The 12739-nt window shown below is 45.0% G+C and carries 8 protein-coding genes; 1 reads left to right on the forward strand and 7 read right to left on the reverse strand.

Going from position 1 to position 12739, the window contains the following annotated elements; genetic code table 11:
• Positions 1–99 precede the first annotated feature (99 nt).
• Complete coding sequence (locus CS948_RS20840; RefSeq protein WP_099294245.1) at positions 100–1377, forward strand: MFS transporter; 1278 nt, start codon at positions 100–102, stop codon at positions 1375–1377.
• Here CS948_RS20840 and CS948_RS20845 read toward each other — a convergent pair.
• The 7 genes from CS948_RS20845 to CS948_RS20875 form a co-directional block, all read right to left on the reverse strand.
• Positions 1367–2728: a TIGR00341 family protein gene (locus CS948_RS20845; RefSeq protein WP_099294246.1), complete on the reverse strand. Its 1362-nt coding sequence runs from the start codon at positions 2726–2728 to the stop codon at positions 1367–1369. The genes CS948_RS20840 and CS948_RS20845 overlap by 11 nt on opposite strands.
• 127 nt (positions 2729–2855) lie before the next feature.
• Positions 2856–5531: a TonB-dependent receptor gene (locus CS948_RS20850; RefSeq protein WP_099294247.1), complete on the reverse strand. Its 2676-nt coding sequence runs from the start codon at positions 5529–5531 to the stop codon at positions 2856–2858.
• 253 nt (positions 5532–5784) lie between these two features.
• Entirely contained in the window at positions 5785–8085 is a 2301-nt protein-coding gene (locus tag CS948_RS20855; protein WP_099294248.1) for a Gldg family protein, read from the reverse strand.
• 12 nt (positions 8086–8097) lie between these two features.
• The gene (locus CS948_RS20860; RefSeq protein WP_099294776.1) at positions 8098–9027 is read right to left on the reverse strand and encodes an ABC transporter ATP-binding protein; all 930 of its coding nucleotides are present in this window, start codon (positions 9025–9027) and stop codon (positions 8098–8100) included.
• Positions 9028–9103: 76 nt separating this feature from the next.
• A complete protein-coding gene (locus tag CS948_RS20865) occupies positions 9104–10525 on the reverse strand; it encodes a hypothetical protein (protein WP_099294249.1) in 1422 nt (473 codons plus the stop codon).
• Positions 10526–10556: 31 nt separating this feature from the next.
• Entirely contained in the window at positions 10557–11249 is a 693-nt protein-coding gene (locus CS948_RS20870; RefSeq protein WP_099294250.1) for a DUF4843 domain-containing protein, read from the reverse strand.
• An 11-nt stretch (positions 11250–11260) separates the two neighbouring features.
• Positions 11261–12739 (reverse strand): RagB/SusD family nutrient uptake outer membrane protein, encoded by a 1479-nt coding sequence (locus CS948_RS20875; protein WP_099294251.1) that lies wholly within the window; start codon positions 12737–12739, stop codon positions 11261–11263.

The raw sequence follows: 12739 nt of genomic DNA on the forward strand, positions 1-12739 counted from the left end.
AATTCAGCTCTCCCTCTGTTTATAGAGGGAAACTGGCGAGTAAGCGAGAGCTCAATACGGCGAAGCCGGAAGAGAGTTTAAAATCTTAAATCGTAAATCATGAAATCAAAAATCAATACTTCCGGTTGGTCTTGGATACCCTCCCTATATTTCGCACAAGGTCTTCCCTATGTCGTCGTCATGACTCTCGCGGTCATCATGTTCAAACGACTGGGGGTAAATAACACGGACATTGCCCTCTACACGAGTTGGCTCTATCTCCCTTGGGTGATCAAACCCCTGTGGAGCCCTTTGGTAGACATTGTAAAGACAAAACGCTGGTGGGTAATATCCATGCAACTCCTTATCGGGGGCGGTCTTGCCGGGGTGGCACTTACCTTACCCGGTCCCCATGCTTTTCGTTACTCTTTAGCTTTCATGTGGTTGCTCGCTTTCAGTTCCGCCACTCACGACATCGCTGCCGACGGCTTTTACATGCTCGGTCTGGATACCAAAAAGCAAGCCTTCTTCGTGGGCATCCGCAACACGGCGTACCGCCTTGCCATGCTCACCGGACAGGGACTCATCGTTATGCTTGCCGGCTGGCTTGAAAAAACATATTCCGCCACTCTTCCCGAAGAGATTGCCGTCCCGCGGGCTTGGTCAATCACTTTCTATCTATTGGCAGCCCTCTTTGTCCTACTCTTCTTGTATCATCAGTTTATACTTCCAAAACCGGAGAACGACGTCCCCGTGAAAAACGGCAGTCCGCTCAAAGCCTTCCTTGAAACCTTTGTCACATTCTTTCAAAAAAAAGGCATACTGGCGGCATTGGCATTTATCCTGTTATTCCGTTTTGCAGAATCCCAACTCGTGAAAATAGCCTCTCCTTTCCTGCTGGATCACCCGGAAGTGGGCGGACTGGGACTGGACACCATTCAAGTCGGCACCATCTACGGCGTGGTCGGGTTAATCGCCTTAACTGTCGGCGGCATCCTCGGCGGTATCGTTATGGCAAAAAACGGCTTAAAGCACTGGATTTGGTGGATGACCGCCGCCATGAACCTTCCCAACCTCGTCTACGTCTATCTGGCATTTGCCCATCCATCCGCCATGTGGCTCATTTCTACCTGTGTCGCTGTCGAACAGTTCGGCTACGGTTTCGGCTTCACCGCCCTCACCTACTTCATGATGCTCTTCAGCAAGGGACAGCAACAAACCGCCCACTACGCCATCTGCACCGGCTTCATGGCTCTCGGCATGATGCTTCCGGGCATGATTTCCGGCTACATTCAGGAACTCGCGGGATACCAGAACTTTTTCCTCTGGATCATGTTTTGTACTATACCCAGCTTTTTAGCCGTACGATACGTTATCCGGGGAGCGATTACTCTTTAATCAATTTCAGCGTTTTCACGCCAACCCGCGCGGATAGCCAAGCCGTCAACTGTTCTTCCTCCGGCACAGCCAAAGGCTTTTCCAAGGCGACAATTGCAATGGTCAACGTGTCGGTATAAGAAGAATCGACACTGCTGCGAATCACTTTGGAAATGGCAATATTCTTTACCGAAGGATAAAGGATTTTTATTTCCGGGCTAATCAGCCGCCCGATCGTGTCGTATAACAGATAAGACTCCAAGCGGGAACGCAATTGTACAATCTCCTGTTCCTGCGAAGCAATCCGCTGTTTATTCTGCATATAATAATCCTGCAACAACATATTGCTCACGTCATTCTGCAACCCGGCATCCTCTTTCCCGAATCCCTGTTGAATGATTAAGGGAATATCACCCAACCCGTATTGCAACATCTTTTCTTTCAGCGAAACAATCACGTCTTCCGAAATCTCTTTCCCGATTAACGAAACTTCAATCCGCCGTTCCGGTTGCTCCGCTTTGACTATCTTATCGACAACCAAAGTATTCGGGAAATTAAATTCATTCTTTATAAAACGACTGGCATTCGTCTCGAAGATATTCGTTTTCACCATGTTGTAAGTAATATACAAACTCGGCACCATCGTAAGGAAGATAATCGAATACACGATACGGTGTACTTTCTTCTCCCGCTCCTTATCCATGAACTTCTTTTTCGAGAAATGCATCAAACGAACGCCCAAGGTCGTGGCAACCGCGATAAATACCGAGTTAATCGTGAACAAATAGAAAGCCCCGAAGAAATAGGTCAGGTTACCACTCGCCAACCCGAACCCCGCCGTACACAAGGGCGGCATCAATGCCGTGGCAATAGCCACTCCCGGGATTACGTTCCCTTTCAACTTCGTGGCAGAAGCCACAATGCCCGCCATACCGCCGAAAAAGGCAATCAACACGTCGTATATCGTGGGAGTCGTCCGTGCCAATAACTCCGAACGAGCCTCGTTCAACGGCGACAACAAAAAATACAAGGTAGAGGTCAACACGCTGAAAATCGTCGCTATCATCAGATTACGGAACGCCTTTTTGATCAACTCGAAATCATTGATACCGACTCCTAACCCGATTCCCATGATCGGTCCCATCAGCGGAGAAATCAGCATGGCTCCGATAATCACGGCCGTGGAATTAGTGTTCAATCCCAACGAAGCTATAAACGTCGCGAAAATCAATACCCACAGATTCGTTCCCCTGAACACGATCCCTTTTCGTATCGACTCGACGGTATCTTCCTCCCGCTCCTGCTCATCCGATGGATCAAGAATCTGACGCAAATACACCCTAAAACGCTGCAATATACTCATGAAAGCCATAATAGTCAAAAGTTTATAAAGTCCATAAAGTCCATAAAGTTCATAAGGTCTTTAAAGCCCACAAAATTATAAAATAATTCAACATTTTATGACTTTATGGACTTTAAAGACCTTACGGACTTTGGAACTAAAATGTAATTTTCAATCTTAACGAGAACGTACGTCCGAAACCGTAGAACACCTTCGCAGATGCCTCATCATGATCTTTACCATCCTCGGCATCGGCAATATACTCTTTGTCCAAGACATTATTCAGGTTACCGGAAATCATCACCCCGAACAGTTTTCCCACGGGAAAACGATAACTGATATTCGCATCCAATACCCCGTAAGACGGCATTCTCCAAGGTGACTCGAATGCCTTCTCCGCTCCTAGGTCATACGCTAAAGAAGGTGTAAACTTCGCGTAATTTCTAGCAAAATGAGAATAATTCACTCCGACATGCAATCCCTTCAAGAACTGGTATTGTCCCCCCAAGGCAAAAGTAGTCTGTGCTGAATTTCCCACCCGAACATCATCCAATTTAACTATATTTTGAGCATGATCCTTTCCCCCGATTTCACTCACCGGCTGACCATTCTTATCCACCGGCTGTCCGGACGAATTATAAGCATATCCTTTACCGTCACCGTTCCAATACCAATCCCCGATAGAAAACATTCCGGTAATCTTCAAATCTTTCAGCGGACGCAACTCGAAATCCAACTCAATCCCTTGATGCAACGCATCCAATCCCGTCAGATTCACCCGTACACGTTCTCCATTCTTTTCAAAGAAATTAGCCAACGTCTTATCCATCCACGAGGTACGGTACAAATTCACGTTAGCATCCAACCAAACGGAACGGAACCCATACCCCAATTCAAAAGTAAACACTTTCTCGTTCACCGCGTCCGGATTCGTTTCGTTGCTCACGTCCTGTTGCAAGAACACACCTCCTTGCATATAAGGAGCCCGGGAGAAATACCCGATATTCGCGAACACGTTGTGATTCTCCGTCAGATTATAATTTGCCCCTCCTTTTATAGTATATCCCAAGAAGTTCTCCTTATCCGACTTAGCATCGGCTTTCGAGTAATAAAAATGGTCTTTCCGCCAATAGGTAATATTTGAAAGAGAACCCGCGACAAACACGCTCAACGCGTCCCGGTTATATTCCCCTTGCGCGAAAAATCCTTCCTGCATCATATACCCGTCATAATTCCGGTAAACGATATCCCCCTTCTTCAACTCCTCGTTTTGCCACAAATAATCATCAGCCTTATATTTTACATTCATACGGCTATCGTCAATAAAATATTTCCCGCCGTACAAATCCACTATCTCATTATAGTGTTTCCCCTTGTAATAGCGCAAATCTATACCGCCATACACGTCAAAATACTGCCCTAACTTTGTCGTATAGGTAGAAATCAGACCGTACCAATTATGCTCGTTCTTACTCATTGCCATAATCATCTCCGAACCGGTTACACTTGCCGCGTTCAGTTCATAGATACCCGTGTAATTAAACGTGCCGTCCGCGTTCCGGAACTTCGTGGTAGGCTTCCCGCCATAAGTACCATACCAGTCATTCTTATGAGCCTTATTACCCCGTCCTCCATATCCGCCGCCTCTACCCAAAGACACGTAAAACACGTTCGAAAGGCTTGACTTCTCGTTTATCTGCCAAAGGTGATTCAAAGAAATCTGCGGTTTGTGATACTTGTTATAAGCGGATACCTTCCGTACCTTCTTTTCCATCCAAGTTGAGAAACCGTAACTCGGGTTATATTTCGTATCATTCAATTCTTTCCAAGCCTCGACACTCATCTTATCATTCCTATTCCGCTGGTTATGCCATTGGGGAGCACCCAGTGCGGTCAATGACAACTCGTGATTATCCCCCAATCGCTTGGAAATATTAATGAAATAAGAATAAGCCACGAAATCGGTTCCTTGTATATAACCGTCGCCCCAAGTCCTTGAGCCCAGTATAGACATCGCCCAGCCCTTCTCGCTCAACCCGGTAGAAGCACTGAACGCTACTTTATTGTACCCGTCATTCCCCACGCTATACGCGACAGACGCCCCGCTCTTCGCATTGGTTGAATTAGTGACGATATTAATAGATCCCCCTACAGACGGCACGGATACCTTGGAAGCCCCCAATCCCCGTTGCACTTGAATCATACGGGTTACATCAGCCAAACCTGACCAGTTGGACCAATAAATCCCGCCCCACTCCATTTCATTCACCGGTACGCCATTCACCATGACGGCAATATTCTCCGTCTCGAATCCCCGGAGATTAATACGCCCGTCACCAAAAGCACCACCTTCCTTCGTGGCATACACGCTCGGCGTGGCTTTCAATATCTCCGGAAACTCCTGTGTCGACAACTTGTTCTCGATATCCGAAGCCGTGATCACGGACAAGGCAACCGGGGTCTTCCGGTCTATCGCCAACGAGCCCGTCACCACCACGTCGGACAAGCCGATCACTTCCGGCTCCATCTCGATAATACCTAAATGGATTGTTTTATCCCCGACAACGACCTTCTTTTTCAATTCCGTGTAACCCACATTACGGAACCGCAACACGACTTCCCCTGTCTTTTTTAACTTCAATTCAAAATACCCGGTCGTGTCCGTCACCGTTCCGGCAGAAACACCCTCCACGTAAACCGTGGCACCGACAAGCGCCTGCCGTGTTTCCATATCAACAATTTTTCCCTTGACAATCCCCTCTGCCACAACTTCCCACGACATACATAACAGGCAAATGACTACACCTAACACCTTCAATAATACGTTACGCATAAATTCTTTTTTTGAATTACTACTCTTGTATCACAACACTTTTAATACCTCACTACATAGCATTAATTTGAAGGCGAAGATAATGATAAAAAAGCATTTTATATCATTTATTGCTTTTTTCGAGAGTTTTATTTTTTAAACCATTATCCCCCCTCTCCCTAAAACGAGAAAATAATTAAAATACTTTTATCAATAAAATGACCGGGACAAGAAAAACTGTCCCGGTCACCCATCATAGCACACTACATCATTTCTACCTTCCTCTTCGACGCAACCAAATAAAGAGAGCCGTAACAAGCATCAGGCCCGGTAGAATCCAAGATAAGAAAATATCCCAGAAACGGACAACAGCCCCGCTCACCTTATAATCATTATCACGCGGGGACTCCCGGCGCACGTCAATCGGGACTTCCCCGTCGGACAACCAATAGAATCCTCCCATGATTACCGTATAGTTCGCGGACCGTATCCCCTGACGTCCCATGCTTAGCTCCGCGTTACTAATACAATCGGCATCACCGAAAATCATAATACGTTGCTCATGCCCCCATATCTGACGGGTTAAAGCGACAGAAGTTACATACTTCTGTTGAGCCTCTCCGGTTCCGGGATCGAAAGTCACGGAATCATCTATAAAATCCGTCGTCTGCAATTCGTTCCATACCAAAGAATCCGTTTCAAACAACGGTGTCACGTTATATCCCATGTTCCCATCATATGCCAAAGCTGAAACCGAAGGCATCGTCACGGAGTAACCTTGCGCACGCATGGCATCAAAATAATAAACCAACCCGGCAGCCGCTTGAGTCGGACGGGCTTCAATCAAATCCGGACTAAAATCTTTCGTCTGTCTTACCAAAGTTCCCGGTATCAACCGCACCCCAAAATCAGCCAACACCTCGCCCATGATACTTCCTCGTCCGGGTTCACTCAATATCATCAGATTCCCCCCGCGAGCGATATATTTTTCCCAATTCTCCCGTTCTACCGGGGTAAAGGAACTACGCATCTCCGCCACGATCAAAATATTAATTTCCTCCGGAATCTCTTTTTCCAAAGAAATCTCCTGCATCTCGAATCCTTGGTTCATCAAGGCATAACGGAAATGTTTATCCTCCCCGAAAGAAGTATAATTCCGATCTCCCGCCTGATGTATATTCCGCTCTCCGTGTCCTGTCAACACCCCGACCGTCGGCAGTTTCATCGCGATTCGTTTCATGGCAGCCGTGATCTCCGCTTCTTTCGGCATCCTGTCCATCCCCCGGAATATCCGCAAGAAAGTCTTCTCCCCGCTCTCCCGTTCCAACTCCCGTACGAACCAATTATCTTCTTTTACCAAATCAATCTTAGCCCTAATCTCTTTCGGGGTTAATACTTTCGTGGAATCTATATTGTAAATCTTCATCGTTTCATGCGCCCTCTCCTTCAATGTTTTCCTTTCCGCGTACCGACTCGGGTCTACCCCCAAAAGAGTGTCATAGTAATAAACATACTTCATTTTGATCTCCGGTTTAAACCGAATATAATGACGGAAATTCTGTTGATCATACTTGACAGCCCCGGGAACCCCGTAATAAAGATTATTACCATCCAACAAATTCACGTACGTGGTTATCGTCAATCCCCCATCCAGCTTGGATATCACTTCCTGACTATGCTCCGTCAACGTATTCCTTTTGGTAGAGGAAGCATCATAATAAGTCATCAAAGAGGGGCGGGAAGTAAAATACCCCAACACGACCACCACTAAAACAACTCCAGCGTATTTGCCTACCGTTTTTGTCCACCGCTGCTTCTGCCGGGCTGCTTGCAAACGAATCGTGGCCAAAGTCAAAAACATCATCGTCACGATGATAAAATAGAGAAAATCTTCACTACAAATCAATCCCCGGATAAATTCATCCGCACGTCCCGAAATGGAAAGCCAATAGGTAATCTCTCTCACGAACTCTACATCCTGCCACATTCCCCTCACGTAATTCAACAATCCCAACACGGTCAGCGTCAACACGGCAGCCACCACTTGATAGGAAGTCAAACTAGACATGAAAAGCCCTACCGCCGCGTACACGCAAAGCAAAAAATACAACCCGAGCAACCCCGAGAGCACCATAGGCAGGTCAAAGTCCTTGATTGAAAAATAAGCAATCAGAATAAAGACAACCAAAACAAACATCATCACCAACCCGTAAATCATCATGGACAGATATTTCCCTAAAATAATCTGCCAATTCGTCACTGGAGAGGAATATAACAGCTTGATAGAACCACTGCTTAATTCCCTGCTCATCAGCCCCATGGTCAACAATGGAATATACAGGTACAAGTATCCCTGTATCACGGGGAAAATCCCGCCACTCCATTGGTCCACGAAAAGCTTAAACGTAAGATCGGAAATCGAATACCCCAATTCTTTAGGCATAATCGCGCCTGCCAAATGCCCGCCAAACAGCCCGGCACTCTGAAAAGTGAAAATAATCAATATCAACCATGCGATGGGAGAATAGAATAAAGATTGCAACTCAGCGCGCGCTATATCATATATATTTCTCATAACATTCTATTTTTAATTCTTCTGTTTTGACAATTCGGCAAACACATCATCCAAAGACGTCTTTTCCATCCGAATCTCTGTCAAACGCCAATCTTTAACCACACTCGTTTTTACCACTTTCTCGATGACCTCCTGTGGCAAATCACTAAATCGCAACCGATAATTCGGTCCACCCAACTCTTCCACACCCACCACTCCCGGAATCTGTTGCAATTCCTCTATTGGCGGAGCTTCCACCAAAGTCACGAACACCGTACTCGGTGAGATATAATTATCAAATTCATCGACTGTCCCGGAAAATACCAATGTCCCCTGCCCGATCATACGAATATAGCTACAAGTTGCCTGAATTTCCGATAGAATGTGCGTAGATAAAATCACGGTACAATCTTCCGCGATTTCTCTAATTAAATGACGAATTTCAAGAATCTGATTCGGATCCAGACCGTTCGTCGGTTCATCCAATACCACGAAATCCGGACGATGAATAATCGCCTGTGCAATTCCCACGCGTTGTTGATACCCTCCGGACAAATTCCGAATCACCCGTTTCCTGAAATGACCGATTCCGCATCGTTCCAATGCCTCCGTAACCGCTTTATCCTCTTCCGCTCTGGATATCTGGCGCAACCGGGCACTATACAACAAGTACTCTTCCACCGTCAGATCCGTGTGCAAAGGCGGTTTCTGCGGCAAGAACCCGATATGCCTTTTGGCCTCCACCGGATTCTCCCGCATATTCACCCCTTTGATAAACACGTTACCCTCGGTTTGTTTCAACACCCCGCAGATAATGTTCATCGTGGTGGATTTGCCGGCTCCATTGGAGCCGAGCAAACCATAAACACCATTCCGCGTAATTTCAAAATTAATGTCCCGTATCGCCCACTGCACACTGTAACGGTGCGACAGGTTTTCCACTTTCAAAATTGGTTCTTCCATACTATGATTTATATAACAGTTTACCGGACGAATAGATTTATTCGTCAACATCCTTTCAATAATTCAGAATTAACAATCAGTCCTCGTTATAGTTACGATTTCTAGGTTTATACAACATTTCCACGATCTCTCCGGCAACGTTCTCTTCTTTCCATTTCAACTCTTTCGTTTCAATATCATAACAATAAACAGCACCTTGATATTCCCCACTCGGAGCATCCACCGCCACATACATCTCGGATTTATCATCATTCAGTATAATCTTTTTAATCAAACTACCGGAAACTCCGACCGTATAATCCGATTTCGTCGGGAAATTTCCCGAGGACAAATAATTATACCGGTAAATTTCATTCCTGACCGAATAATACAAGATATTCTCCTTCGTGCTTGATGCGAACACACTCTGCTTATTTATTTCTGCCGCAGCCGGATAAATCGATTTAAAATCCCAAACTGACACTTTCGACCACCCCACGTATTGCAAGGAAATATTCAGGTACACCACCTTATTTTCCCCGTTCTTATCTTTCAACAAAATAAGTATATCCTCCTCGCTCACACCAAGAAGCATATCATATATTTCACTCGCTTCAACAACTTCATCCCCCACTTTGATCTGATAAGGTTCGATATCCCTCGCGCTGAACAAAAGCTGATTCTTCATATCGAATACCAGCAAGTACCAATTCCACTTTCCTCCATAAACGACAGCTTTATCGGATAACTCCGCATCCGGAAAATTCCCGTACTTTCCTGTTAATCCCTGTTGAAGATTATTTCGGAAATACGCGTTACGACAATCATAATCCAACGTTTTTCCATCAGTCATAATATACAAACAATGATCCTTTTCTAACATCCGGTCCACCCGCTCCTCCGGGTAAGATACCTCATCCAACACCTCCATCGTATAATAATCCAATTTCAAAAAGCGAAAAGGATTTTCGGTTACGACGTAAATATAGGGAGTATAATATTCCGTTGGAGAGCAAGCAACGGCAACCGGCTCGGCACCCAAAGGTATTCCCGGATTATTCGACGCGTACACATCCTTTTCAAACCCTCTTTCCGGCCAATTATCATTGCGGAAAGAAATCATGGAACGCCCGTCATACTTACTTAACAGTAAAAGTCCCTCGTCATAAGGATTAGGTACCCGTAATTTAAATTCTTTGAAAATAGCCCCGTCCTCATTATACACCTTCAATCGACAAGGGAAAAGTCCGCAACTATCATAAGCATGTTTCAAAACTCTCTCCGTGGAAACCACGTCATAATTGATCTGCCATTCATACGATAAAGCCTTATCCTGACTTTCCTGTTTCATTTCCGGGGCTTCAATTTCGAATTCCACGTTTCTTTCCGCGTAATACAACGTATCCAACTCCGTCTTAAACGACAAGTAAGAAATGGCATTTTCACCCATTTTCGTCTGATCGTCCAAACAACCTATCAACGAAAACAACACACCTGCTATTAATATCAATTGTTTCATCTATCTCGCTTTTTAATCCATTAAAAATCTACTACTCGTAAGGCCATGGTGCCGATTCGGGAAATTCCATGCCATACTCGGGATGCAACTTAAAGTAATCATACATCTTTTTCCCACACAGAATCACTTTAATCATACTATTCATGTAATCTTCAAAACTTATCGCTCCTCCCCAGAACTCCATCATCTTCTGGTACTTCTCCGGTCTATAAGCTCCCCAGTACATAGCCTCTAAAGCATACCACCAATCAGGTTCCTGCAAATAATTACTAAACACAACCTTACTTTGTAATTTTTCCTGTACCCCTAACCCAAACATATCATTTGCCTCCAGCTCCAACACGATCCGGTACACCGTGTCCACCATCGGGTCTATCCTACTCCTCAACAATTCTATCGGGATATACGCGTTCACGGAATCCTTGTCCACCACAAATTCTGTCGACAATGAAGTATAAGAATCTCCCGGGGCTGTTGTCAACTCTTGATTCACGTTTATTTTAAACATTCGATTCTCCCCGAGAGGTTGCCCCAACACCTTCACCGGAACCTTCACCGTGTAAGTTTCCACATCCATCTGCATCTCCCCCAACCGGCAAACAAGACTGTCCTTCACAAAATAAATCCGGTCTTTATCCTCATAATACCCGCTCTCTCCATTTTCATCACACCCTATAAACAGAGAGACTGTAAACACAATCAACAATATATATAACTTTCTCATCTCTTTACATTTTATTGGTTAGTAACTCCATACTCCTGTTCGGACTTGGGCCACGGGAGAACGAATACATCTTTAGACGGAACCACATCCACTTTATCCAGAAAATCTCGAAAACCCAAATTATGACACTTGTAAAAACTGAACATCTGCCCTTCCCCGTAAAATTCCCTCGTGCGTTCCCTCGTCATCTCCTTCAGAAATTTATCTTGAGAATCCACCAACGAAGCTTCAATGTCAGCCAATCCCCGGCTACCGCGAACCGCGTTCAAATAACCAAGAGCCTTCTCTTTATCTTTCGAATAATTAGCCTCAGCTAAAATATAGTACATTTCAGGCAAACGTACCAGACAAGTTCCGTTAAAATACTGTGTCGGCTTATTACTCGCCCCTTCCGTCGGGCTTAATAATCGAATAAAGAAATGCCCCTCGTACCCTTTATCCTGAAAAAAACTCGTGTAACGCAAATCCTTACTATCTGCCGTGAATTGCGACACCTCATATAAAGCCTTTATATCCGCCCGCAACGTTGCATTCAAGGTAACGGCACTCTGCAAGAACAATTCTTTATAATCCGTGTACATCTTGTTGGTAAATAACCCCCAAATTAATTCCGTGTGCGTACCGTAGCGTTTTACATGCTCAAAGTTCTGTCGTTCCGTCAAGCCCACTCCCGGGGAAGCAATCACCTTTTCAGCATAATAAGCGGCACTATCCAAATCCCCTCTGGTATAAAATACTCTGGCCTTAATTGCCCACGCCGCGTACAAATTACAATGTGAATAACGTTTTCTACGATACGAATCTACTGTTGTCGTATTATAAATATCGCCATCCCCGGCTAAACTACGGGCAGCCTCACTCAAATCCGCCAATACATTGTCATAACATTGCGCCAACGTGTATACTTTTTTACTACTTAAATCAAAAGTATAGGCATAAGGAACACCACCCGCGTCGGGATTCATCCGGTAATTATCACAGAACAGACGCATCACCTCGAAATGTAAAAAAGCTCTCACCGCGTATGCCTCTCCCTTGATTAACTTCAGATCAGGATCTTTATTCAAATCCTCTCTATCTATGTTGACAATCACATTATTCACGTAAGAAATACTCTCGTACAACTTCGTCCAGACAGATTCAATTTGCTTTTCCATCCGCTGATCCTTATAATCATAAATCGAGGCATATTTAATATAAGCATATTTACTTCCAGCCCACCCGTCACTTGCATCAGCAAATTGTCCGTATTCATCCCCGAATTGCTGACCGAGAACATCCGCCAATCCCCAATTCATCATCATCCCGTACAACTCCCCCTGTGCCATAGACGCGTAGATCCCGTACATTGCGTCCCGGTATCCCTGCACATCTTTAAATTGTTCATCCTGCACTAGCTCACCCTCCGGCTTGATATCCAAAAAGCTGTTACAACTGCCCAAAGAGAACAGTACCAGCATTGCCATCCAAATATATCTTCTATTTTTCAT

Source organism: Butyricimonas sp. Marseille-P3923 (assembly GCF_900184685.1).
Lineage (GTDB): Bacteria > Bacteroidota > Bacteroidia > Bacteroidales > Marinifilaceae > Butyricimonas > Butyricimonas muris.

Bases quoted from the DNA above. Each gene is read 5' to 3' on its own strand.
- CS948_RS20855 (WP_099294248.1), bottom strand. From the start codon at position 8,085: ATGAGAAATATATATGATATAGCGCGCGCTGAGTTGCAATCTTTATTC.
- CS948_RS20865 (WP_099294249.1), bottom strand. From the start codon at position 10,525: ATGAAACAATTGATATTAATAGCAGGTGTGTTGTTTTCGTTGATAGGT.
- CS948_RS20845 (WP_099294246.1), bottom strand. From the start codon at position 2,728: ATGGCTTTCATGAGTATATTGCAGCGTTTTAGGGTGTATTTGCGTCAG.
- CS948_RS20870 (WP_099294250.1), bottom strand. From the start codon at position 11,249: ATGAGAAAGTTATATATATTGTTGATTGTGTTTACAGTCTCTCTGTTT.
- CS948_RS20875 (WP_099294251.1), bottom strand. From the start codon at position 12,739: ATGAAAAATAGAAGATATATTTGGATGGCAATGCTGGTACTGTTCTCT.
- CS948_RS20850 (WP_099294247.1), bottom strand. From the start codon at position 5,531: ATGCGTAACGTATTATTGAAGGTGTTAGGTGTAGTCATTTGCCTGTTA.
- CS948_RS20840 (WP_099294245.1), top strand. From the start codon at position 100: ATGAAATCAAAAATCAATACTTCCGGTTGGTCTTGGATACCCTCCCTA.
- CS948_RS20860 (WP_099294776.1), bottom strand. From the start codon at position 9,027: ATGGAAGAACCAATTTTGAAAGTGGAAAACCTGTCGCACCGTTACAGT.